The 21,013-nt window shown below is 68.1% G+C and carries 25 protein-coding genes and 1 tRNA gene; 11 read left to right on the forward strand and 15 right to left on the reverse strand.

Annotated elements, in window-relative coordinates:
* Positions 1-6 precede the first annotated feature (6 nt).
* From AB0G11_RS03015 to AB0G11_RS03025, 3 genes are read right to left on the reverse strand one after another with little or no spacing between them, the layout of a single operon-like run.
* Positions 7-654 carry a DUF2637 domain-containing protein gene (locus tag AB0G11_RS03015; protein WP_357583593.1) on the reverse strand — a complete coding sequence of 216 codons (648 nt, stop codon included), beginning with the start codon at positions 652-654 and terminating at the stop codon, positions 7-9.
* Between the two features lie 20 nt (positions 655-674).
* Positions 675-1,994 carry an FtsK/SpoIIIE domain-containing protein gene (locus AB0G11_RS03020; RefSeq protein WP_357583595.1) on the reverse strand — a complete coding sequence of 440 codons (1,320 nt, stop codon included), beginning with the start codon at positions 1,992-1,994 and terminating at the stop codon, positions 675-677.
* The gene (locus AB0G11_RS03025; protein WP_357583597.1) at positions 1,987-2,316 is read right to left on the reverse strand and encodes a hypothetical protein; all 330 of its coding nucleotides are present in this window, start codon (positions 2,314-2,316) and stop codon (positions 1,987-1,989) included. Before AB0G11_RS03025 ends, AB0G11_RS03020 begins: the two co-directional genes overlap by 8 nt.
* A gap of 110 nt (positions 2,317-2,426) precedes the next feature.
* Here AB0G11_RS03025 and AB0G11_RS03030 point away from each other — a divergent pair, with 110 nt between their 5' ends.
* Positions 2,427-2,795: a winged helix-turn-helix domain-containing protein gene (locus AB0G11_RS03030; RefSeq protein WP_357583599.1), complete on the forward strand. Its 369-nt coding sequence runs from the start codon at positions 2,427-2,429 to the stop codon at positions 2,793-2,795.
* Here AB0G11_RS03030 and AB0G11_RS03035 read toward each other — a convergent pair.
* Entirely contained in the window at positions 2,755-2,946 is a 192-nt protein-coding gene (locus AB0G11_RS03035; RefSeq protein WP_357583601.1) for a hypothetical protein, read from the reverse strand. The two genes, AB0G11_RS03030 and AB0G11_RS03035, sit on opposite strands and share 41 nt — an antisense overlap.
* Positions 2,943-3,149, reverse strand: coding sequence for a hypothetical protein (locus tag AB0G11_RS03040; protein ID WP_357583603.1), 207 nt, complete (start codon positions 3,147-3,149; stop codon positions 2,943-2,945). The genes AB0G11_RS03035 and AB0G11_RS03040 overlap by 4 nt, the downstream gene beginning before the upstream one ends.
* Before the next feature lie 189 nt (positions 3,150-3,338).
* On the opposite strand from AB0G11_RS03040, the gene AB0G11_RS03045 reads away from it, so the two are divergent.
* From AB0G11_RS03045 to AB0G11_RS03055, 3 genes are read left to right on the forward strand one after another with little or no spacing between them, the layout of a single operon-like run.
* Positions 3,339-4,037 carry an XRE family transcriptional regulator gene (locus tag AB0G11_RS03045; protein WP_357583605.1) on the forward strand — a complete coding sequence of 233 codons (699 nt, stop codon included), beginning with the start codon at positions 3,339-3,341 and terminating at the stop codon, positions 4,035-4,037.
* On the forward strand, positions 4,037-4,513 hold the full coding sequence (locus AB0G11_RS03050) for an NUDIX domain-containing protein (protein WP_357583607.1): 477 nt from the start codon (positions 4,037-4,039) through the stop codon (positions 4,511-4,513). The genes AB0G11_RS03045 and AB0G11_RS03050 overlap by 1 nt, the downstream gene beginning before the upstream one ends.
* 23 nt (positions 4,514-4,536) lie before the next feature.
* The gene (locus AB0G11_RS03055; protein ID WP_357583609.1) at positions 4,537-5,061 is read left to right on the forward strand and encodes an SMI1/KNR4 family protein; all 525 of its coding nucleotides are present in this window, start codon (positions 4,537-4,539) and stop codon (positions 5,059-5,061) included.
* A 107-nt stretch (positions 5,062-5,168) separates the two neighbouring features.
* On the opposite strand, the gene AB0G11_RS03060 is transcribed toward AB0G11_RS03055, so the two are convergent.
* The 3 genes from AB0G11_RS03060 to AB0G11_RS03070 are packed head-to-tail and all read right to left on the reverse strand — an operon-like array spanning position 5,169 to position 6,645.
* On the reverse strand, positions 5,169-5,753 hold the full coding sequence (locus tag AB0G11_RS03060; protein ID WP_357583611.1) for an HD domain-containing protein: 585 nt from the start codon (positions 5,751-5,753) through the stop codon (positions 5,169-5,171).
* Positions 5,754-5,801: 48 nt separating this feature from the next.
* Positions 5,802-6,287, reverse strand: a complete 486-nt coding sequence (locus AB0G11_RS03065) for a GntR family transcriptional regulator (protein ID WP_357583613.1) — start codon at positions 6,285-6,287, stop codon at positions 5,802-5,804.
* A gap of 4 nt (positions 6,288-6,291) precedes the next feature.
* Positions 6,292-6,645: a hypothetical protein gene (locus AB0G11_RS03070; protein WP_357583615.1), complete on the reverse strand. Its 354-nt coding sequence runs from the start codon at positions 6,643-6,645 to the stop codon at positions 6,292-6,294.
* 156 nt (positions 6,646-6,801) lie between these two features.
* Between AB0G11_RS03070 and AB0G11_RS03075 the strand changes: the two genes are divergently transcribed.
* Positions 6,802-7,530: an XRE family transcriptional regulator gene (locus AB0G11_RS03075; protein WP_357583617.1), complete on the forward strand. Its 729-nt coding sequence runs from the start codon at positions 6,802-6,804 to the stop codon at positions 7,528-7,530.
* Between the two features lie 182 nt (positions 7,531-7,712).
* Here the strand turns inward: AB0G11_RS03075 and AB0G11_RS03080 are convergent, their stop codons facing one another.
* Both AB0G11_RS03080 and AB0G11_RS03085 read right to left on the reverse strand, forming a co-directional pair.
* Entirely contained in the window at positions 7,713-8,576 is an 864-nt protein-coding gene (locus tag AB0G11_RS03080; RefSeq protein ID WP_357583618.1) for a hypothetical protein, read from the reverse strand.
* Positions 8,577-8,591: 15 nt separating this feature from the next.
* On the reverse strand, positions 8,592-9,839 hold the full coding sequence (locus AB0G11_RS03085; protein ID WP_357583620.1) for an ATP-binding protein: 1,248 nt from the start codon (positions 9,837-9,839) through the stop codon (positions 8,592-8,594).
* 782 nt (positions 9,840-10,621) lie between these two features.
* Between AB0G11_RS03085 and AB0G11_RS03090 the strand changes: the two genes are divergently transcribed.
* Positions 10,622-10,690: transfer RNA gene (locus tag AB0G11_RS03090), tRNA-Phe, on the forward strand.
* Positions 10,691-10,778: 88 nt separating this feature from the next.
* On the forward strand, positions 10,779-10,940 hold the full coding sequence (locus tag AB0G11_RS03095; RefSeq protein ID WP_357583622.1) for a hypothetical protein: 162 nt from the start codon (positions 10,779-10,781) through the stop codon (positions 10,938-10,940).
* 269 nt (positions 10,941-11,209) lie between these two features.
* Here AB0G11_RS03095 and AB0G11_RS03100 read toward each other — a convergent pair whose 3' ends face one another.
* Positions 11,210-11,842, reverse strand: coding sequence for a winged helix-turn-helix transcriptional regulator (locus AB0G11_RS03100; protein ID WP_357583624.1), 633 nt, complete (start codon positions 11,840-11,842; stop codon positions 11,210-11,212).
* Between the two features lie 133 nt (positions 11,843-11,975).
* On the opposite strand from AB0G11_RS03100, the gene AB0G11_RS03105 reads away from it, so the two are divergent.
* Complete coding sequence (locus AB0G11_RS03105) at positions 11,976-12,314, forward strand: hypothetical protein (protein ID WP_219506578.1); 339 nt, start codon at positions 11,976-11,978, stop codon at positions 12,312-12,314.
* A 9-nt stretch (positions 12,315-12,323) separates the two neighbouring features.
* On the opposite strand, the gene AB0G11_RS03110 is transcribed toward AB0G11_RS03105, so the two are convergent.
* Both AB0G11_RS03110 and uppS read right to left on the reverse strand, forming a co-directional pair.
* The gene (locus AB0G11_RS03110) at positions 12,324-13,736 is read right to left on the reverse strand and encodes an oxygenase MpaB family protein (RefSeq protein ID WP_357583626.1); all 1,413 of its coding nucleotides are present in this window, start codon (positions 13,734-13,736) and stop codon (positions 12,324-12,326) included.
* Entirely contained in the window at positions 13,733-14,458 is a 726-nt protein-coding gene (gene uppS, locus AB0G11_RS03115) for a polyprenyl diphosphate synthase (protein WP_246645113.1), read from the reverse strand. Before uppS ends, AB0G11_RS03110 begins: the two co-directional genes overlap by 4 nt.
* Before the next feature lie 83 nt (positions 14,459-14,541).
* On the opposite strand from uppS, the gene AB0G11_RS03120 reads away from it, so the two are divergent.
* Positions 14,542-15,009 (forward strand): Rrf2 family transcriptional regulator, encoded by a 468-nt coding sequence (locus AB0G11_RS03120; RefSeq protein WP_357583628.1) that lies wholly within the window; start codon positions 14,542-14,544, stop codon positions 15,007-15,009.
* Positions 15,010-15,045: 36 nt separating this feature from the next.
* A complete protein-coding gene (locus AB0G11_RS03125) occupies positions 15,046-16,230 on the forward strand; it encodes a globin domain-containing protein (RefSeq protein WP_219506572.1) in 1,185 nt (394 codons plus the stop codon).
* Positions 16,231-16,364: 134 nt separating this feature from the next.
* Here AB0G11_RS03125 and AB0G11_RS03130 read toward each other — a convergent pair whose 3' ends face one another.
* Complete coding sequence (locus tag AB0G11_RS03130; protein ID WP_357583630.1) at positions 16,365-16,736, reverse strand: hypothetical protein; 372 nt, start codon at positions 16,734-16,736, stop codon at positions 16,365-16,367.
* A 175-nt stretch (positions 16,737-16,911) separates the two neighbouring features.
* On the opposite strand from AB0G11_RS03130, the gene AB0G11_RS03135 reads away from it, so the two are divergent.
* Entirely contained in the window at positions 16,912-17,298 is a 387-nt protein-coding gene (locus AB0G11_RS03135; RefSeq protein WP_357583632.1) for a helix-turn-helix transcriptional regulator, read from the forward strand.
* Here the strand turns inward: AB0G11_RS03135 and AB0G11_RS03140 are convergent, their stop codons facing one another.
* Entirely contained in the window at positions 17,299-20,895 is a 3,597-nt protein-coding gene (locus AB0G11_RS03140; protein WP_357583634.1) for a S8 family serine peptidase, read from the reverse strand.
* Positions 20,896-21,013 lie beyond the last annotated feature (118 nt).

The raw sequence follows: 21,013 nt of genomic DNA on the forward strand, positions 1-21,013 counted from the left end.
TTCCGGTCAGGCGGTGTGCAGGGTGCGCAGCAGGTCTGAGGCGAGCTGGTTGGAGACGCCGAGGTGGGTGCGTAGGGCGTCGCGGGTGATGGGCCGGCCGTGTTTGGTGTGGTGCTCGTCGGCGACGCGGCGGGCGTAGTCGACGAGGGCCGGGGCCAAGGTGCCGTCCTGCCGGTCGTTCTCGTCTGGCTCGTCGTGCGGGACGAGTTCGGGGACCGGGGACGAGGCAAGGACGGGCGAGGGTTCTGGGACGGCGGACGGTTCGGGACGGGTGCGGGTGGCGCGGCGTTCCAGCATCGACACGGCGATGAGGAAGGCGGCGGCCGGGGTGGCGGCGGTGATCCAGCCCCAGACGGTCGGTTCGGCTTGGGCGAGGTTGGCGGCCAGGGACAGGATGATGCCGCCGGTCAGGACGAGGACGGGCCAGGTGATGCGGCTGGGCCGGCCTTTGCCGGTCTTCTTGTCGTGTTGGCGTTCGCGGGCGGCCATGACGCAGGTCAGGTCGATGCAGACGGCGACGGCCCAGGCCATCCATCCGGTCTGGCCGTGTTCGGTGGCGGTGTCGCGGATGTGGGTGAACGATCCGGCTCCCGCGATGACGGCCAGGACGAGGACGGGGCCGGTGTCGAGCAGCCGGCAGGCGAAGCGGCGCATCGTTGCCCCTCCCTTCGTGTTCAGGCGTTGACGGGTGCGGGCAGGTGGGCGGTGATCTCCTCCCAGTCCGGGGCGAGGTGGGCGTGGGTGCGGGCGGCATGTTCGGCGGTCTGCTCGGTGACGTAGTAGGAGCGGGCGCGGTACCACTGGCCGTCCTGACTCGCGACGATGGCGACGCCGGGTGTCTCGGCGGCGATCGCGCGCGCGGAGACGAGTGCGGCCGGGTCGAGGTCGCCGAGCGTCATGGTCGCCGTCTCCGGATCGTTGACCCGGTGGCAGATCCGGCCCGAGCACTGAGCCCGCAGAGCCGTCACCCCAGGCCCGAGATCGGAACCGATCCGCTGGCCGCAGCAGAACAGGTAGATGCCGAAGGCCCGCCCGAGTTGCGCGACCCGCAGCAGCGCGGTGGAGGTCTTGGCGATCTCGTCCTTCTCCGACTTGTCGGCCATCAGGTACAGCTCGGCCAGCTCGTCGACCAGGACCACGACCGGGACGGGGCGGATGGCGGGCGGGAGTTGCCAGATGTTGCGGGCACCGGCCTGGCGGCACAGCCCCATGCGGTCGATCATCAGCCCGACCAGGTCACACAGCAGGTCGACGGATTCGGCGCGGGAAGTGGCCAGCGCCGACAGCCGAGGCGAATACGGCGTGAACTCGACCCCGCCCTTGAGATCGAAGCCCACCAGCGCCACCGGCTGAGGAGCCAGACCGACGATGAGCGCATTGGCCAGGTTCGACTTGCCGGATTGGGTGGCTCCGGCGTTGAGCCAGTGCGGCACCGTACGGAAGTCGATGACCCACGGCTTGCCGGTCTCCAGACGTCCCACGGTGACCTTGAGCAGCTCAGGCGAGGCCGGGAGTTGGTCGACTGTGACCAGCGGGTCGCGCATGGTCGCCATCAACACGACCCGGCCGGGCCGGGGCGAGGAGACGCGCACGGCGTGGACTCCCCAGGAGTGGGCGAGGCGTTCGGCGGCGTCGGCGTAGTCGCCAGGCGTCTGGCCTTCCAGGGTGTGCAGGCTGACGCGCCAACCGTGCCGGGTCGGCAGCGGCAGCCACATGAACGGCTTGGTGTCGACGGCGACCCGCTGGAATCGGCGGCGTACCTTGACCAGGCCGGTGGAAGCGATCGCGCCGGGGACGGTGGTGAACCACCAGCGCTGCCGCTTCTTGGTCAGCCCGCAGCCGAGCGCGACGCGCCGCCAAGAGGCGCGGACGGACAGGGCGACGAGCGGGAAGCCGACCGCCAGCCAGAACGAGGGGTAGTGGTAGCGGCGCCAGGCCCACAGCCCCGCCGCCACTACGGCGAGGACTGCGAGCACGAACAGCGCGTCAGACATCGGCGGCCTCCCGTACGGGGAGCAGCGCGGTGGCGCGGTAGGCGATGCCCCACCGGCCGGCGATCTCCCAGATGTAGCCGAGCAGGCCGACCGCGTTGACCTGGTCGCCGACGCCGATGGGTGGTTCTCCGGTGGTGCCGATCTTGACGAGTTCGATCCGGCCGAACTCATCTTCGACGGAGACGGTGACTTCGTAGACGGTGTTGCCGTTCTTGTCGGTCTTGATCTCGCCGGTGTCGCGGTTGAGCACGCGCGGGCGGGGTGCTTTGACGCAGGTGATGGCGAGTTTGCTGACATCCACGGGGATCGGGACGGAACGCATGGGTGGTGACCTCCTCTTTCGTTGTGAGCAACATAGTTAACCTAGTTGCCTCGGTTGTCAATGTTCCCTCGGTTGGCCAGGTCGAACATTCGTGGTGAGATAGAAGGGCGATGGTCAAAAACACCGGGCAGCCCGCCTACCTCCAGATCGCCGACGACCTGCGCGCGCAGATCCGCGGCGGCTCTCTCGCGCCCGGAACCCCGCTGCCGTCCACCACCAAGCTCGCCGAGCAGTACGACGCGTCCCTGTCGGTGGTGAAGCTCGCCGTCGGCGTCCTGCGCAACGAGGGCCTGGTGATCGGCCAGCAGGGCAAGGGTGTGTTCGTCCGCGACGCAGACGAACTCCCGCCCGCCCCGAAGACCGGCGACGAGCTGGCCGAGCTGCGCGCCACCGTCCAGGACCTGTCCGTCCGGCTGGCGAAGGTCGAGGAGCAGTTGGCTACGTCCACGACACGCCGTTCCGGACGTAGCAGCCGGTAACCTTCCGGGCCAGCGTCGCCGACGCCCCGTCAGGGCTGCGGCGCAGGCTGAGCGCCTTGTCCTCGCGCCGGATGCCGACCAGGACCGTCACGTATCCGACCAGCAGCGCGACGCCGAGCACTCCGGCGATGATCAGCGGGATCATCGTCATGACCAGATCACCCCCGGCACGGCCAGGCCGCGCGGAGCGCGAGGGGGGCGACGGGTCTCGCCGCGCCGACCGGTACGCCTGCGCCTGCCGGCCTGCTTCTTGATCCAGCGCTCACGGGAGCGGCACTTGCGGCACCGGGTCTCGCCCTCGTCCAGGCGGGCGCTGCACTCGCAGGTGGAGTCCGGGTAGATCTCGTCAGTCATGGGGATCGCCTCCTTCTCAGTCGCCGTTCTTGCTTGCGAACTGAGAATGCGACGCAGCGTCAGGACGAGATCACTACACGACGGGACATGTTCAAGACGTCCGGCCTACGATGGCCAGGTCCCCGGACGTCCCTCGGAGCAGGTGAGATGGCGAACGAACGGCTACGCGCAGCCCTGTTGCAGAAAGGCGTGTCCATCGCGGATCTGGCCCAGGCCATCGAGGTCGACCCCAAGACCGTCGAGCGCTGGGTCACCAAGGGCCGCGAGCCGTACCGAAAGCACCGCTTTGCCACGGCTTCGTACCTGGGCGTGGACGAGTCGTACCTGTGGCCGGACGCCCTCACCCGCGAACAGGTGACCGCCGCCTCCCAGAGCGAGGTGATCGCGATCCACCCGCACCGGTGGGCGGTACCTCGGGACATCTGGGGACGACTGTTCGGCGGAGCGTCCGAGGAGATCGGCGTCCTGGTCTACAGCGGACTCTTCCTCGCCGACGACGGCGGCATGGTGCGACTGTTCGGCGACAAGGCGAGGGCCGGAGTACGGGTGCGCATCCTGCTCGGCGACCCCGACAGCGCCGAAGTGGCCCAGCGGGGAAGCGATGAGGGCGTCGGGGAGGGGATGGCGGCGCAGATCCGTAGTGCACTGGTGCTGTACCGGCCGATCAGGGGCCTGGAGAACGTCGAGATCCGGTTGCATCGCACGGTGCTGTACAACTCGATCTACCGCGCCGACGACCAGTATTTGATCAATACCCACGTGTACGGTACCCGCGCCGGAAACGCGCCCGTCCTGCACCTGCGACGGGTGGCCGGCGGGGACATGGTCGCCACGTACGCCGACAGCTTCGAGAAGGTGTGGGCCCAGGCCACGCCAGTGGAGAGCTGATGGCACGCCGGATCGACTTCTACGACGACCCCGACGCACCCGCCCCCAACAGCCTCGTCCCGTCAGTCAACGTCATCGTCACCAACGAGGCCGGCGACCTGCTGATGATCCGCCGCACCGACAACGACAACTGGGCCGTTCCCGGCGGAGCCATCGACCTGGGCGAGTCCATCCCACAGGCCGCCGTACGAGAAACGCTCGAAGAGACCGGCATCACCTGCGAGATCACCGGCCTGGTCGGCACCTACAGCGACCCCCGCCACGTCATCCTCTACACCAGCAACGGCGAAGCACGGCAGGAGTTCTCCATCGTCCTGACCGCCCGAGCTGTCAGCGGCCAGCCGACTCCCAGTGACGAGTCCCGCGAAGTCCGCTGGGTGCCTCGCGATCAGGTGACAGAACTCCAGATGGACCGGTCGATGCGGATGCGGATCGAGCAGTACCTAACCGGCACCGGCCTACCACACATCGGATAGCCCTTTATCGATCTTGAGGCCGTATGGTTAGCCTCGTGATCACCCCCCACGCCGCCGACGGTCCGCGCTATCCCTGGGCCGATCTTCTGCAAATCGTGAACCGCCGGATTCACGAGCAGCACGCGCGGAGCGAAGCTTCTGCGCCGTTGGGATCGCGGCACCTGGTGGAGGCGCATCGGCCTCCGGAGTGGCTCGGCACGGCCGGCGCCAGCGAGGCTGAGTTGGCGCATCATGAGGGGCGTCTCGGTATGCGTCTTCCGCCGAGCTACAGGGAGTTTCTCGCAGTGTCCAACGGCTGGGATGAGGAAAGCCGTTCGTGCCTGCGGCTGCTGCCCCTGGCCGAGGTTGGCTGGACTCGGGACGTAGATCCGGAACTCGGTGAGATCTGGGGCGATCCGTTGGGGACACGCTCTACATCTCGGAGTACATCGAGGGCCAGGTCTGTCTTCTCAACCCGCGCGTTGTGGAGCCTGACGGCGAGTGGCAAGCGTTCGACCACGCTAGCTGGCATCCAGGAGAGATCGAATACCGCTCGTTCTGGGATCTGATGACGGGCATGTATCCCGAGTTCGCGCCTGAGGAGTCAGCTTCTTCCACCGCCTCGGACAGTGGCTGAAATCCATGTCGGCCCGAGCCCACCCGCCGAAGCTTCACTTCATCCGGGCGACGGTGTCCGGTTCCGTCCCGTCCGCGTCTCGCTGGCGAGTGCGGCCTCTACCGCCCGCACCGATGAGACGATGCACGGGGTGGCGTCGGTGATCGAGCGGCTGACCACGTGTTCCGGGCCGTAGCGGGAGTAGATCTCGGCCAGCCGGTCGCGTACGTCCAAGTGCCGGCCATCCGGGCTCGTGGTCATGTCGCAGTAGGTCAGCGCCCGAGCCAAGTCAGGCCGCTCCTGGTCGAACTCCTTGACCAGCACGTCGAACAGGTCCCGTTGCCGCGCCTCGTTGTCCGCGCACGAGTGGTAGGCCACCAGGCGGCACAACCGTTCGTCAGCCTGGGCGACGTCACGCAGATAGCGGGCGCCGTCAAGCTGATGCATGCCGGTGTCGACCAAATCCGGCGCGTACCCGATGTCATGCAGCAGGCACGCGGCAATCAGGGTGTCGGTGTCCGCGCCGAGGATCGGGGCCAAGGTTTCGGCCTGGTCGGCGACGCCCCGGGTGTGTGCCCAGCGCCGGGGCAGCGTCGTCTCCAGCAGGTCCTTGGCCAGGTCGTAGGCCCACTCAACTTGTCCCACGTGGTTCACGATAGGCAGCAAGGGCGGGGGCGAATCCAGAGGGCGAGCCTAGACGTCCCAGGACGTCTCACCATCGGCGTTTCGTACCCGGACGAACCGGCCTCGCCCATGCCTGGCCACGATCAGCCCTTCCTGCTCCAGGAGCGCGAGAGCCTGCCGGACGGTGTTGCGCGAGGCCGCGAACCGGCGCCGCAACTCGGCCTCACTGGGCAGGCCGGCACCGGGTGCGAGGTGGCCTTGTGCGATCTGCTCGCGCAGCCTCGCGGCGATGCTCTGGTAGAGGTACGGGGTCGCCGCGCCGGTGCCGGCAACGACGCGACCCTTGGACGGGGCGGAGACCAGGAGCCCCTCGTCCTCCAGGATCGCCAGGCCGCGCCGTACCGTGTTGCGCGCGACCCCGAACGTCCGGCACAGCTCCGCCTCAGATGGCAGGGCCGTGCCCGGCGGGAACTCGCCCGACTGAATGCGTTCGCGGACGCGGGCGGCGATCTGAGGATAGACCCGCCCGCCGGTCAGCCATCGGCCGGTCAGCACGGGGTCAGCCGCGGTAGGTGTCGAGGATGCTGTCGAGGTTGATGCTGAGGTCGCCCTGTTCGCCCTCGTGCCAGCCCTCCTCCGCTGCCTCCTCGATCCGGTCGACGGCATCGGCCATTTCCAGGAACGACACCCGTTCGTCGTTGCGGTCGCCCCAGTAGAACCAGCAGAACGACAGGTGGGCGAACACCCGGCGCGTCCGGCAGTACGTGTCGGTGACGTCGAGGGCGGGGTGGCCGTCCTGGGTGATGACGAGAACGCTCGCGATGCCGCGTTCGGCGAGGTGCTTGCCCAAGGAGGCCAGCAGCCGCTGGGTGTAGGCGTGCTGCTGCTCCTTGAGGGTCTTGCTCGTGTGCATGGCTTTGTCTCCCTGACGTCCGGTGCGGGCTCGTGGGGTGTGGGTCGAGCGTCGCCCCGAGGGCAGGGGTGGGAACACCGCAACTTGGGGACGTCTAGGGACGTCTGATGTTAACGTCGCAGGACAGGGTCATCTCGCGAGAGGAACAGGCCGGTCATGAACAACAACCTCCGCTACGCCATGACTGCCGCTCGCCTCAACACCACCGACATCGCCGCCGCCCTGGCCGTCGACCCGAAGACCGTCAGCCGATGGCTCCAAGGACGCATCCCGTACCCGCGTCACCGATGGGCTGTGGCGGATCTGCTCCATGTCGACGAGGCCGAGCTGTGGCCCGAGGTCGGGTTGCGACAGCGGGTTCTCGCCGATGGCATCGAGGCGATCTATCCCCACCGCTGGGCCGTCCCACATACGATCTGGCGCAATCTTTTCGCCCAGGCCCGGCAGGAGATCGGCATCTTGGCCTACAGCGCTCTGTTTCTCGCCGAAGATCAGGGCACCCTCGACATCCTGGCCGACCGCGCCAAGACCGGAGTCCGGGTACGGATCCTCCTGGGCGACCCCGAAGGCAAGGAAGTAGCCGCACGCGGAGCCGACGAAGGGATCGGAGCTGACGTGATGGTCGCGAGAGCTAAGAACGCGCTGACGCTGTACCGGCCGCTTCTCGACATCGACGGCGTCGACATCCGACTACACCGGACAGTGCTCTACAACTCCATTTACCGCGCCGACCAGCAGATGCTCGTCAACACCCACGCCTACGGCACACCAGCAGCCAACGCCCCGGTCATGCACCTCAACTACATCGACGACCAAGGACCGGCAGCGACCTACATCGCCAGCATGGCTCAAGTCTGGACCGATGCTCAGCCCTGCCTCGCGTAGCTCACAGACATCCACAACAGCAACGGGCAGCACAGAAAGCAAACTATCTGCACGTCATCAAGGGCCGTGCCGCCTACGGCGTCCCGGCCGCGCGTTCGGGCGGTCTGCTGGCCGCGCTGCGGCTCTGCGGCCGGTCGCGGCCAGCACCGCCCACGCGCTGCAAACGTGACATCTCGGCCCTCCTAAACCGCGGACGAAACTTCCGGAGAGCACAGATACGCCATGACCTTCGACAAATTCGGAAATTCTCTAGCATGGCTCCGACGGAAGGAAGTCCACATCAGACGTCCCGCATCGTCAATAGAGACTCCCATGCATCGGAGCTGGGCCGTAAGGATCTTCATAAAATCCTTACCGTGAAGGACGTAGAGATCATCAAGGGCCGCTAGCATCTCTAGTACCCCATCCAACTTCTCCATGAGTTCGGCTCTGCGACTCAAAGATACTTTCGCGGCTTGCATCAGTGATCGAAGAATTGCATCCAGATCTGCCGTTACCCCGCCTTTGGAGCTGAAAGCTACATGTTTGAGCCAGCGATATTCATTTAACGGAAGCCGCAGCTCTTCGCTTTCCGATAGAAATCGAATCCCAGATACGTCCCTCACAACCTTAGCGATGGACGAGAATAGAGAAGCAGCAGTTGGTGCCTCAAGGGAACATCCTAGTCTCAATGCTCGATCAAGACATTCAATGGTCAGCACATATGACTCAAGGGAGCGCCAGTCGGTGAGGTAGATCTTCGATGGATAGCTCCGCTTTTCCTCCGCTGATCGCAGATGCTCATGGTCTGCGTCGATCAATCCGCGGATTTGGACGTCGTCGCCATCAATGATCTCAAGGAAACGTACAATGCGCTCTCTGTTTCCGCCTTCTATCACATCGGGGATGTCGACAAAATCAATTGTGCGGATGATGGCGCTATCGTTCCTGTTGGGCTCAACTAACCATTCAAGGAATGACTTATCCCGAACGCCCTCAACGTAGAGTTCCCGTCGTTCACGATCCATTCGATGCGCTGCGACGACAGCCTTAGGATCACGCCTCATTGCCATAGCATTCCTTCAGGAAAGCTCGATCATGCTATCTGGATAATCTGCCGCTATATCCGGAGAATGTGTTGCAATTATAAGCTGGAGGGCGGCACGAGATGCGCAGCGCAACAAGTTCTGTACGAGCTTTCTCTGCCATCCAATGTGCATCGAAAGTTCGGGCTCGTCAATTGCTATGACTGTACCGCGGCGCCGAGTAGTGAGCGCCGCAACCATAAGATATAGAAGCTGATACTCGCCAGAGCTCAGCTGGGTTTCCCGGAGTTGGACGCCCGTGCTATCGGTAATGGTAATACCACGCCGAGCATCGATCCTGACGTCTTTGTCGGCCAGAAACTCCTTCATAACTTCTTCGAACGTAATTAGTCTATCTGCAACCAGTTGCCTGACGCCGGCCTTTGAGGCCAAAAACTCTGCGTAGGTCTTCACCGCAACGAGAACATGCTCGTTGGGCTTCTCTTCTCGAGCTTCGTTGAGTGCGGCCATCAATTCTTTATAGTCCCATGACTCAACTGGGAAGCCAAAACGCTTCTGAACTCTTTCCTGTTCAGCAACGAACGTGAGCTCTCGCGCTATCTCTTCCCGAGAAGGAGGCACCTCTTGGATATTCCGGAGGTTCTGAATAACCCTTGTGAAGACCTCGGGGTCCCCAGTTGCAAAGAAGCCACGGTGGTCAACTAGCGCCTCGCGAATAAAGTTCCTTACCCTCAGTGCCAAAACGTTTGAAAACTCACGCTCCCTGACGCGCTCTCTCTCCAGCTCTCGATAATATGCATTTGCTCGCAGGTATCTGTTATCTTCGTCGAGAAGGGAAAAGTCTGGATCGGAAACGAGGAATCGCGTTCTGTCAGCCGGAAGGAAACTCCAGGAGATCCCTTCTGTGTTCTTGGAGAACACCCGCTTCAATTCGTCGAACTTGGGATCCTGCTGACTGGCACCTTCGCCGTCCCTGAAGCGGTAAGTTGCATCTAGCCCATTAAACGTCAGGGATATTCCCTCACCTTTTATCCTGCGTATTAGGAGTCTGCGCCGATTATCGAAGCTCAACTTGCACGATTCAAAGGGGACCTGTCCGAAATAGTCGAGCTTGAATTGCATCATGCAAGCCAGCATGCGCAAGACGGTTGTTTTCCCGATTCCATTTCCACCATGAAGAATGGTGATGGATGGCGTGGAGTCCTCCTCGTCTGAGGTGGGGAATCGAACCTGGTGGTTGTATTTGCCGAACAGGCCTTCTACCGTGAACTCCAGGAGTTGCATTGGGCCCTCCACGTTGTTTACCCCACAGCGATGTAGATGATAGTCGAATCCGTCCAGTGCGCGCCATCGTTCCAGAGCGTAACGATTTGAGATCTTTATTCTCTTCGAACCGAATGACGAGTTAGGGATAGTCCATTACGGCACGTATTGTAGCGACTACCATCAGTGCGCGAGCCCTCTTCCGCCTCGGCGGCTCACGGTCCTGCGCGCAGGCATCCCCACGTGCCGCGATGTCGCGTGCACAGGCGCGTTGGATGCTCTTGCGTGTGGCGAGCGGCGCGGAGGAACGTCCTGGTGGACTGCTGCGCAGCGTCCGATGCTTGGACCTTGGGGCCCTGAGCTCCAGGTCGGCACGTATTGGTGACGCGGAGCGCTGCACGTGCCGGATTCCCGGCTGAGCTGCGTCGAGGTTGGCGTCCATGGGAGTGATTTGTGGGACTTGCGCGCATCATGTGGTGATCGTGGGTAATGGGTGGCCCGAGACGTGCGCGGGGTGACCCCGCTGCCGTTCGTAATCATCATCGTGTCTTGGCTGGTCAAGGCAAGTGTTGAAGTAGCTCTGCCCGCGCCCTCCTAATCCGGGTGTCGGTTGGCTAACGCCGTGACGATCGCGTACTTCGGTGCCCGTCGTAGGGGCTGGGGCGATCGTCGGCAAGGCCCTCCTCCGTCGGGCCTCGCCATCGGGTGACCATGGCCGGGGCGACAGCAGCAGTGACAGCAACGTCCCCACACACCGACGCATCCGCGCCACCGTCCACATGTGCCTGACCACAGCTTCGATCGGCCAAGCAGGGTGGTTGCTCCGCCTGAAAAGCGGAAGGTCGGCAGTTCGACCCTGCCCCTGACCACCAGCTTTCGAACAACCAAGATGCCCCGTAGCGATCTCGCTCCGGGGCGTTTTTGTGTGCCGACGACACCGGCGGCTGGCAGGATCCTGGTGTGAGCCGGACGGACAACACCATGCCGTTACGCATCCAGCAGCAGGACGGCCGCTGCTTCAGGCACGACGTGGGCGGGTCCTACAAGGGCGTTGGGAAAGTCGCGAACATCGCTGAGCGGAAGGCCCGGCAGCGCGTACGGCTGACCCTGCTGAGAGGCTAGGAGCCGGCGCCGACCAGACACCGCCGATGCGAGAAGTGGCTTTACTGAGCAGGAGCTCCTGGACGCGCCCCTTAGCGGGCCGGGAGTGGCAGGCTGGCGTGCGTGTGGTTAACGCCTTGGCCCGGGGCGCTTCGGACGGTCCGTGCCGTCGACACCGTCCCGATGATCGAGCTGCTGCGTGATACCTCGCCTTCGGTCAAGCCGCAGGCCGTAGAGCTTCTGGCTGCTGAGAGTAGAACGGCGCCGCCCCCATAGGGGTGGCAGCGGCGTCAGCGTCCGTACAGCAGGCTGTCGAGGGCGGGGCGGCTGCCGGCGAAGGTCACCGTGCCCTCCTCCAGGGCCGCGTCGAGGGCGGCGGGGTCGGTCAGCAGGGCGCTGAGGGTCTTGGGGGTCGTGCGGAGGGAGAGGTCGGCCGTGGCGGGTTCGCCGCTGTGGACCTGGATCCGGCCGGACTCCGCGCGGAGGGTCCAGGTGGTGCCGTCGAGTTCGAGGCGGCAGACGGTCGGCGGCGCCGCCGGGTCGGGGTGGACGTGGTCCCGGAGGTAGATCAGCACCGAGGTGGCGCTGAGTGAGGTGGGCTCGGGCGGGTGGGGGGCGTCGATGCCCCAGTCGCTCAGGGCCAGGATGACCGGCTCCAGCTTCCTGCCTCGTTCGGTGAGTTCGTAGACCTGGGGCCCGGTGGCGGATTCGCGGGTGCGGCGGATCACGCCGTGGTGCTGGAGCTCGCGGAGGCGGTCGGTGAGCAGGTTGGAGCTGGCGTTGGGCAGGGCGTGGCGCAGGTCGGAGAAGCGTTGCGGCGCCAGGAGCAGCTCACGGACGACGAGCAGCGCCCATCTCTCCCCGACGATGTCGAGTGCTCGCGCGATCCCGCACGAGTCGCGGTAGCTGCGGCTGGTCGGCACGGCTGCTGTCTCTCCTCGGTGCACTGCTGGTTCGGAACGTGATTCATCCTAGTCCACGGTGAGGTTGTTTTTAACAACCGATGGTGGTTAGTCTTCGGGAGTAAGCACAGACCGGCAGGCGATGGAGGGCGCAGTGAGTGTTTCGATCGAAGATCGACAGCACGGGCATGCGACGGTCGTGGATCCCGACGCGCATCAGGTGCTGTTCGAGAACGAGCACGTACGGGTGATCCAGGCGCGGGCGTCGCACGGCTGGGAGAGCGCCATGCACGCGCACCGCCCGATGCTCGTGGTCAACCTGGGCACCGGGCGGCAGAAGGTGACCTGGGCGGACGGGTCCACCCAGATCGTGGATCTGAACCCGGGCGCGGTCGTCTGGCAGGACGACGCCTTCGAGCACGCCTGGGAGTTGCTGGCGGGGGAGGTGAACGTGGTGCTGGTCGAGGTCAAGTCGGCGGACGGCGGGCGGTAGCGCGCGCTGTCACGCCTGGGTCAGGAGCGTGCTGTAGGCCTCGGAGTGCTCCTGGCCGGACATGAACGAGACGAACTGCCGGACGAAGGCGCCGCGCGAGTAGCTGCCGTCACCGGCCAGGTCGCGGCCGAAGGCCGTCCGGAACAGGTCGCGGTATTCCTGGGCGTCGATCTTCTGGTCGTCGTCCACGTCGGTGACGTCGAACAGCACATCGGCGATCTTGATGAGGCCGGCCCCGGGCAGCGAGGCGGCCGCGGCGGCGTACTCCTGGCGGGTGACGCGGCCGTCGTCGTCGCTGTCGAGGGCGGCCTGCAGCTCCCGCCACCAGGCGGCGTACGCCTGGAAGAGCCGCTCCTCGTCCTGCTCGCCCAGGTCGAGCCGGGTGGCGACCTCCCTCGCCATGGCGGCCAGGTCCGGCCAGCGCAGGTAGCCGTCGCCGGTCTGGTCGAGGACCTCGCTGAAGAAGCGGTCGGCCGACAGGACCACCTGCTGGTCGTCGGCGGCGGGGGCGGGGGTGATGAGGCGCAGGAGGGCCGCGGCCTGCCCGGCCTTGCGGCGTACGGTGTCCCACGGGGTGGCGGACGACGGGTCGAGCAGGCCCATGACGGAGTCGACGCGCGTCCAGCTCTCCGGGAGGTAGCGGGTGGCGAGGCCGGCGGTCAGGTAGGCGCCCTGCATGAGGGTCCGGGCCCCGGGGAGGTCGGGCAGCGCGACGCGCCGGCAGAACGGCTCCGGGAGCGAGGCGATGATGACGGCGGTGGCCAGCGGGCCCGCCACGGCCCGGCCGACCGTCCACACCAGGGGATGGCCGCGCAGCGCCGGCGGCGCGGGGACGTTGGCCAGGAGCCGGTAGAGGATGACGCCCACGGCGTCGTTGTTCTCCAGGCGGTTCTCGACGACGTGGTCGTAGTAGGGCCAGAACTCCTGCAGCGTGGCGGGCAGGTGCTCGTTGTCGCCGTCGATGAGGGTCAGGAAGATGCGGTATTCGTCGTAGAGCCGCCGCATCTCGCCGGCGTCGAGCGTTTCGCCGCTCAGCCGGCACATCGCCACCGTCGACTCGAAGAGCGTGGCGGCGACCCAGGCGCGGGCCTCGGGGTCGGTGGCGTCGTAGGGGCGGCCCTGGGCGTCGGTGCCGGACATGCGGGCGTGGAGGCGGTTGAGCCGGGCCACCTCGCGGTCGCGTACGCGGGGGTCGGGGCTGAGGATGCGCCGCGAGCTGGTCGCGGTGTTGCGCAGCCGCCGCCAGGGGTGGGTGAGGAACGTCGAGTTCTCCATCAGTGCCGCGCCGATCTGCGGATGTGCGGCTTCAAGCAGCGTGGCGCGGGTGACCGCGAGGCCCCAGCGCGCCTCGCCGACCAGGCGGCGCAGGATGGAGTCGGCGCCGAAGACGTCCGTCGTCTCCGCTGTGGTGGTGCGGCTCATCGGTGACCCTCCCCGGTCAAGGTGGTGGACTGGCGTACGTCGCCGAAACGGCGCTGGCGCCGCCGGTAGGTGTCGAGGCATTCCCAGAAGTGGGTGGCGCGGAAGTCGGGCCAGAGCACCTGCGGGAAGACCCATTCGGCGTAGGCGACCTGCCAGAGCATGAAGTTGGAGATGCGCTGCTCCCCGGACGTGCGGATGACGAGGTCGACGTCGGGGGTGTCGGAGTAGGGCAGGTGCTGGGCGAAGCTGTCCTCGGTGACCTGGTCGGCGGGCGTGGCGGAGCGGATCAGCGAGCGGGCCGCGGCCACGATGTCGCGGCGTCCGCCGTGGTCGAAGGCCACGGTCAGCGTCATGCGCCTGTTGTCGCCGGTGAGCGTCATCAGGTCGGTGATGTCGCGGACCAGGGGCTGCGGGATGCGCGGGTCGGCCATGCCGAGGAAGCGGCAGCGGACGCCCCGGGCGTGCAGGGCGGGGGCGTGCTTGCGGATGGCGCGGCGGACGAGCCGCATGAGGATGTCGACCTCGGCGGCCGGGCGCCGCCAGTTCTCCGTGGAGAAGGCGTACAGGCTCAGCCAGGTGACCCCGGCGCTGCGCGCCGCCTCGATGACGTCCATCACGGCGGCCTCGGCGGCCTCGTGGCCGGCGGTGCGCGGCAGTGATCGCTGCGCGGCCCACCGGCCGTTTCCGTCCATCACGCAGGCGACGTGCCGCGGCAAGAGCATGACCACCCCCATGACTCAGGGTAACTGTAGCTTTACCTTGCGTGGTGTCAAGGTGGGTCGGTGGGGAGGATTACCTTGGGGGCATGCGCCTGACCGCCTTCACCGACATCTCCCTGCGGATCGTGATGCGCCTGGCCGTCGTGAGCGGTGACGAGCTGCTGACCACGCGGGCCGCCGCCGACGTGCTGGCGATCCCCTATACGCACGCGGCCAAGGCGGTCTCGCGGCTGAGCGAGATGGGGCTGGTGGAGACCCGGCGCGGGCGTGGCGGCGGGCTGCAGCTCACGGCGGCGGGGCGGCAGGCGACGGTGGGCTCGATCGTGCGCCGGCTGGAGGGCGAGCACGAGGTGGTGGGGTGCGAGGACGCGCTGCTGCCGTGCCCGCTGCGGGCGGCCTGCCGGTTGCGCGGGGCGCTGCGCCAGGCGCAGGAGGCCTTCTATGCGTCGCTCGACACGCTGACGGTCGATGCGCTGGTCACGGGGCCGACCGGGCCGGTGCTGCTCGGGCTGAGCGTCCCACCCAGATCGGGGACCGGCGAACCGGCTCTTTAATATGCATTCCAGATACCAATTATCTGGAGGTCCCCCATGCTGTCCGCGGAAAGCGCCGCGACCGTCCGCGCCACCCTCCCCGTCGTGGGCGCGTCGCTCGACACGATCACCGCCCGCTTCTACGAGACGATGTTCGCCGAGCGGCCGGAGCTGCTCGACGGCCTGTTCAACCGGGGCAACCAGCGCAGCGGCGAGCAGCGCAGGGCGCTGGCCGGGTCCATCGCCGCGTTCGCCGGCGCCCTGCTCGACAACCCGGACGAGCGGCCCGACGCGCTGCTCACTCGCATCGCGCACAAGCACGCCGCCGTCGGCATCACCGACGACCAGTACGTGATCGTGCACAAGTACCTGTTCGCGGCCATCGCCGAGGTGCTGGGCGAGGCCGTCACGCCCGAGGTGGCCGCCGCCTGGGACGAGGTCTACTGGCTGATGGCCGGCGCCCTGATCGCGATGGAGGCCCGCATCTACGCGCAGGCCGGCGCGAGCGAGGGCCGCACCTGGCGCCCGTGGCGGGTCGTCGAGCGCCGCGAGGAGACCGCCGACGTCATGTCGCTCGTGCTCGCGCCCGTCGGCGACGAGCCGGTCCCGCCCGCGCTGCCCGGTCAGTACGTCAGCGTCCGGGTGCGGATGCCCGACGGGGTGCACCAGCTCCGGCAGTACACGCTGTCCGGCCACGGCGCCGACGGGCTGCGGCGGATCACCGTCAAGCGGGTGCGCGGCGAGGGCGCCCCCGAGGGCGAGGTGTCCAACCTGCTGCACGCCACTGTCGAGCCGGGCGACGAGCTGACGCTGTCGGCCCCGTTCGGCGACGTGACGCTGGCGGGCGGCGACGCGCCGCTCGTGCTGGCCTCCGCCGGCATCGGCTGCACCCCGATCACCGCGATGCTCCAGCACCTGGCCGAGACCGGCAGCGACCGCCGCGTCCTGCTGCTGCACGCCGACCGCTCCGAGCCCGAGCACGCGCTGCGCGAGGACATGGAGGCGCTGACCGCCGTGCTGCCCCGGGCCGAGAAGATCTTCTGGTACGAGGACGGCCGGCGGGGCAGGGCGGGCCGGATCGACCTGGCCGGGGTCGACATCCCGGCGGGCTCGGTGGCCTACCTGTGCGGGCCGCTGCCGTTCATGCGGGAGGCCAGGGCCCAGCTCATCGGCGCGGGCATGGCGCCCAAGGACATCCACTACGAGGTGTTCGGCCCCGATCTGTGGATCGCCGCGGCCTGAGCGGAGCCGAGAGCGCGACGAGGTCCCCGTACCTGATTTAAGTGCACTTATGTGCCGTTTGGGGGCCACCTGTCATCATGGGGACCATGTTGGAGGCTGCCGGGCTCGACGAGGTGACGGAACGGGCGTACCGCTTACTCGTCCGCGCGGGCGAGGCGGAGGCGGCCGACCTCGCCGAGGAGCTGGGGATCACGGCCGAGGCGGCGGCCGGCGCGCTCGCCACGATGCGGGACCTGGGGCTGGTCCGCGACGCGGGTGGGCGCGGGTTCGCGCCGGTGGCCCCGGACGTCGCGCTCGGGCCGCTGCTGATGCGGCGGCAGGAGAGCATCGACTGGGCCCGCCAGGCGGTCGAGCAGCTCGCCGAGGAATACCGCACCAGCCTGCGCCGCCGCGACGCCGACCGGCTGATCGAGGTGCTGCCGAGCCGCGCCGCGCTGCGTGAGCAGGTGCGCCACCTGCAGAACAGCGCCCGCGAGGAGGTCATGTACTTCTGCCGCGCCGGGCACGTGGTGATGCCGTCCCAGGACAACACCGAGGAGCTGGACGCGCTCGGCCGGGGCGTCGACTACCGGGTGATCTACGAGCGGGCCCTGCTGGAGGAGCCCGGGATGGTGGCCAACGTCGCCTACGGCATCAAGCTCGGCGAGCGCGCCCGCGCCGTGCGGTCCCCTGCCGGTGCGGATGATGATCGCGGACCGGGCGACCGCGCTGCTGCCGCTGGTGCAGCACGCGGGCGGGCGGACCGAGACCACCGCCGCGCTGGTACGCGGCAGCAGCCTGCTGGACGCGCTGATCGCGCTGTTCGAGGCCCAGTGGGACCGGGCCACGCCGATCCGGTCGCTGGACGACGGGCAGGTCATCGACGCGGCGGCCGGCTGCCCGCTGGACGCCGACGAGCTCTACCTGCTCTCGCTGCTGGTCGCCGGCGTCCCCGACAAGTCGATCGCGAGCCAGCTCGGGCTCAGCCTGCGTACCGTGCAGCGCCGCGTCTACCACCTCATGCGGCGCGCGGGCGCGCAGACCAGGATGCAGCTTGCCTGGCATGCGGCCCGCGAGCGCTGGCTGTGACTACCGGACCCCGTACGCGCGGGTGACGGTCTGCTCGAACCGCTCTCCGGCGGCGCCCGTCGCGGTCACCCGCAGCGACACCCCGAGGTCGGTCCTGCGGTGCGAGACCAGGGCGACGTGCTGCCCCCGGCCCGCGGGGATCAGCGGCAGCCGCCGCCAGGTCCTGCCGTCGTCGTACGACATCTCCGCGCTGAGCTTCCTGGCGGCGGGCGCGGTGAAGCCGAGCTTGACCGGGAGCGTCCGGTGGACCCGGCCCTCCAGGTCGGCCGGGATGTCGTAGTCGACGCCGAGCATCGGCAGCGGCCGGGTGTCCTCCGTCCTGGCGGACCTGAACGTCCACGACGTCCGCGTGGCCGTGGCGTGCAGCCACTCGTCGCCGGTGCGCGTGGTGTCCAGCTCCAGCCGGTACTCGGCGTCCTCGGCCACGGCGGGGAAGGCGCCGCGCAGCGTGCTGCGCTCCTCCACCAGCTGCCCGTCCCGGTAGAAGCGGGCCGCGGTGGTGTCCTTGTCGGCGCTGTCCCGCGCGTAGCCCTGGTGCCCGTCGGCGTCCACGAACTCGGGCACCTGCACGGTCAGCACGTCACCCGTCCGGGTCGCCGCCTGGACGGCCGGGCGCACGACCGGGGCGAACCAGTCCTCCTTGACGCGCTCGCCCGGCCGGTAGGTCCGCGGCCGGTCGGTCAGCCCGCCGCGCAGCCGGCTCATCGACTCCCAGGTCAGCGCGTGCTGCACGACGTGCTGCCACTGGGTGTCGCCGGCGCTGACGTACTCGGCCCGGCGCAGCGGCGTGTTGACGATGCGCTGCGTCTCCATCTGCGAGCCCAGGTCGTACGTCTGCCACGGGCGCCAGCCGAAGCGCTGGTCCTTGCCGTAGCGGTCGCCGCCGGACTCGTGGTAGCCGGCCTCGACCAGGGCGGTGTTGCGCCAGTTCACGTCGTGCACGACCCGCTCGGGCACGTGGCCGGAGGAGACCTGCATGACCTCGTACAGGTACGGCGGGGCGAACTGCCCGGTCACCTCGATCACGCCGCCCGAGCGCGCCTTCTCCAGCAGCGCCTGGCCGCGGTCGTGGGTGATCAGCAGGGTGGGCAGCGGGTCGCGCTCGCCCTCCGGCTTCCACGGCTGCCACATGGCCCGGCCGTCGGGGCCGACGACGATCACCGCGGCGGCTCCGGCGTCGGCGATTCCCTGCAGCTTGCTCGTCCAGTCGCCGAACTGCTCGCTGACCAGGACGACCGCCTTGCCCTTCACGTCACCGGCGTCGGCGGTGGCCAGGGGCCAGCGCTTCTTGCCGGCGAACTCCGGTGACCTGATGGCGGGGCGCACCACCAGCGGGTCGCGGCCCAGCTCGGCGGTCACGCGGGGCGCGGCGAGCTGCCAGCGCGAGGCGAACTCGAACGTGCCGTTCGTGACGGGCTTGGTCGGCGTGACCGAGAGCCCGTCGACCGACGGGAAGTTCATCGAGCCCAGGCTGATCTTGCGCGACCCGTACGTGCGGTGGGTGAAGTAGGTGGAGATGCCCTCCTGGATCACCGGCTGCGAGGTCCTGATCTCGACGGGCACGGCGGTCCTGGGGTCGAGCACGATCTCCATGTCACCGGTCACCGGCAGCTCCGGGTTCACCACGAGCGTGTCGACGGGCGTCTCGGAGCTCGTCTCGCCCAGGATCGCCTGCATGTGGTAGGTGCCCTCGGCGACCTCGGCCGTCCAGCCGGACTGCTCGTCGAGGATGTAGCCGTAGACGTCGTCCCTGCTGGAGGCCCCGTACATGGAGATGAAGGGCACGCGGGCGGGGGAGCCGTCGGCGTTCACGGCGGTGAAGCGGACCTTGTGGATCTTGCCCCGGCGGGTGAGGGCGATCGTGGTGTGCGCGACGGCGTCGCCCGCGGTGGCGGTGACGTAGCCCGCGTGCCGGCCGTGCTGGAGCTTGGCCGGGTCCACGGTGACGCGCACGCTCGCGCTCGCGCCCGGCTCGACGGTGAGCGTGGTCGCCGACAGGGTGACCGCGCCCTCGGCCGGGGCCTGGCCGTCGAGGTTGGTGACGGAGGGGGTGAGGGCGAGCGTGACGGGCGCCTGTCCCGTGTTCGTGTAGGTGATCTCGCCGCCGGGGACGCCGGTGTCGCCGTCCTCGTGCACGCCCAGGCTCAGCGTCCCCGTCGCGGTGAGGGTCTGACGGAGGGCGCGCGTCACGTCCAGCCGCCCGCCGCCCTGCTCGTACGGGGTCTGCCCGGCGATGGTCTTCGACGTGGACACCAGCGCGTTCTTGAGCTGCGCGGCGGTCCAGCCGGGGTGGCGCTGGGCCAGGATCGCCGCCGCGCCGGCCACGTGCGGCGTGGCCATCGAGGTGCCGGAGAGCTTGGTGTGGAGCTCGTCGACCGGGGTGCCCAGGCCGGTGCCCGCGGCCCGCGCGGCGACGATGCCGACGCCCGGTGCGGTGATGTCCGGCTTGACCGCCTCGTCCAGGCGGGGGCCGCGGCTGGAGAAGGGGGCGAGGGCGTCGTCGGCGTCCACCGCGCCCACGGTCAGGGCCGAGGTGGCGGCGCCGGGCGAGCCGACGCTGTACTCGCTGCCGTCGTTGCCCGCGGCGATCACGAACAGCGTGCCGGTCTGCTCGGTCAGCACGTCCACGGCGGTGCTGAGCGGGTCGGTGCCGTCGGTGGCGCCGCCGCCGAGGCTCATGTTGACGACGTCGGCGCCGCTCTCCCTGGCCGCCCACTCCATGCCGGCGAGCACCTGCGACTCCGTGCCGCTGCCTCTCGCGTTCAACACCTTGCCGATCACCAGCTCGGCGCCGGGCGCGACGCCCTTGCGCAGGCCGCCCGAGGCCGCGCCGACGCCGGCGACGGTCGCGGCGACGTGGGTCCCGTGCCCGTGCTCGTCCTTGGCCGACGGGTCGTCGGTGAAGTTGCGGGCCTCGACGATCCTGTCCTTGACGTCGGGGTGCGTCTCGTCGATCCCGGTGTCGAGGACCGCGACCTTCACGCCCTTGCCGTCGAAGCCGTCCTGCCACGCCTGCGGCGCGCCCACCTGCGGCACGCTGTGCTCCAGCGTCGCGGTGACCTTGCCGTCCAGCCAGACCTTGGCCAGGCCGTCCCGCAGCTTCGGCTCGCCGCCCGCGCGCTCGGCGGCCCACAGCACGGGCAGTTCGTCCTTGTCGGCCCGCATCGTCCGCGCGTTGACGCTGCGCAGCGTGACGGCCTTCGCGTCGCTGTCGCGGTAGGACAGGAGGAGCGGCAGGACCTCGCTGCTCTCGTCGTCGTACCCCTGCTCGATGAGGTCGCTCACGGCGAACAGCCGCTCGTCGACCAGGCCCCGGGACACGTAGGGGACCATGTCGGCGGGAGTGACGGTGAGCTCGCCGTCCTCCTCCTCGGTGAAGAACCTGACGTCCTCCCGGCCCTTGCCCGGCCGCACGGTCGCGGCGCGCTTGCCGCCGGCGACCTCCCTCACGGTGACCACGTCACCGGTGATCAGCGTGACCTCGTGCAGGTCACCGCCGCCGGAGGCGGGCTCCGGCGGCGTCGCCTGCGCCTGCGTGGGCACGGCGAGCATCGCCAGGCCCGCGCCGACGGCGGTGAAGCGGGTGATCCATCCCATGAACGAACCCGATCTGTCGTGCAATGACACATTGCTTTACTCGTTCATGAGGATGCGGGATAAGGACCGGTCAATGGGGGGTATGCGGCTGACCGGATGGCGACATGTCGTGAAAATG

The sequence above is a fragment of the Nonomuraea sp. NPDC023979 genome, from assembly GCF_040639085.1.
In the GTDB taxonomy this organism is placed as follows: domain Bacteria; phylum Actinomycetota; class Actinomycetes; order Streptosporangiales; family Streptosporangiaceae; genus Nonomuraea; species Nonomuraea ceibae.

What these genes read in the sequence shown, in the direction of transcription:
- AB0G11_RS03015 (WP_357583593.1), bottom strand. Translation starts at nt 654, where the DNA reads ATGCGCCGCTTCGCCTGCCGGCTGCTCGACACCGGCCCCGTCCTCGTC.
- AB0G11_RS03020 (WP_357583595.1), bottom strand. Translation starts at nt 1,994, where the DNA reads ATGTCTGACGCGCTGTTCGTGCTCGCAGTCCTCGCCGTAGTGGCGGCG.
- AB0G11_RS03025 (WP_357583597.1), bottom strand. Translation starts at nt 2,316, where the DNA reads ATGCGTTCCGTCCCGATCCCCGTGGATGTCAGCAAACTCGCCATCACC.
- AB0G11_RS03030 (WP_357583599.1), top strand. Translation starts at nt 2,427, where the DNA reads ATGGTCAAAAACACCGGGCAGCCCGCCTACCTCCAGATCGCCGACGAC.
- AB0G11_RS03035 (WP_357583601.1), bottom strand. Translation starts at nt 2,946, where the DNA reads ATGACGATGATCCCGCTGATCATCGCCGGAGTGCTCGGCGTCGCGCTG.
- AB0G11_RS03040 (WP_357583603.1), bottom strand. Translation starts at nt 3,149, where the DNA reads ATGACTGACGAGATCTACCCGGACTCCACCTGCGAGTGCAGCGCCCGC.
- AB0G11_RS03050 (WP_357583607.1), top strand. Translation starts at nt 4,037, where the DNA reads ATGGCACGCCGGATCGACTTCTACGACGACCCCGACGCACCCGCCCCC.
- AB0G11_RS03055 (WP_357583609.1), top strand. Translation starts at nt 4,537, where the DNA reads ATGGTTAGCCTCGTGATCACCCCCCACGCCGCCGACGGTCCGCGCTAT.
- AB0G11_RS03070 (WP_357583615.1), bottom strand. Translation starts at nt 6,645, where the DNA reads ATGCACACGAGCAAGACCCTCAAGGAGCAGCAGCACGCCTACACCCAG.
- AB0G11_RS03075 (WP_357583617.1), top strand. Translation starts at nt 6,802, where the DNA reads ATGAACAACAACCTCCGCTACGCCATGACTGCCGCTCGCCTCAACACC.
- AB0G11_RS03080 (WP_357583618.1), bottom strand. Translation starts at nt 8,576, where the DNA reads ATGAGGCGTGATCCTAAGGCTGTCGTCGCAGCGCATCGAATGGATCGT.
- AB0G11_RS03085 (WP_357583620.1), bottom strand. Translation starts at nt 9,839, where the DNA reads ATGCAACTCCTGGAGTTCACGGTAGAAGGCCTGTTCGGCAAATACAAC.
- AB0G11_RS03110 (WP_357583626.1), bottom strand. Translation starts at nt 13,736, where the DNA reads ATGAGCCGCACCACCACAGCGGAGACGACGGACGTCTTCGGCGCCGAC.
- uppS (WP_246645113.1), bottom strand. Translation starts at nt 14,458, where the DNA reads ATGCTCTTGCCGCGGCACGTCGCCTGCGTGATGGACGGAAACGGCCGG.
- AB0G11_RS03120 (WP_357583628.1), top strand. Translation starts at nt 14,542, where the DNA reads ATGCGCCTGACCGCCTTCACCGACATCTCCCTGCGGATCGTGATGCGC.
- AB0G11_RS03125 (WP_219506572.1), top strand. Translation starts at nt 15,046, where the DNA reads ATGCTGTCCGCGGAAAGCGCCGCGACCGTCCGCGCCACCCTCCCCGTC.
- AB0G11_RS03135 (WP_357583632.1), top strand. Translation starts at nt 16,912, where the DNA reads ATGATGATCGCGGACCGGGCGACCGCGCTGCTGCCGCTGGTGCAGCAC.
- AB0G11_RS03140 (WP_357583634.1), bottom strand. Translation starts at nt 20,895, where the DNA reads ATGGGATGGATCACCCGCTTCACCGCCGTCGGCGCGGGCCTGGCGATG.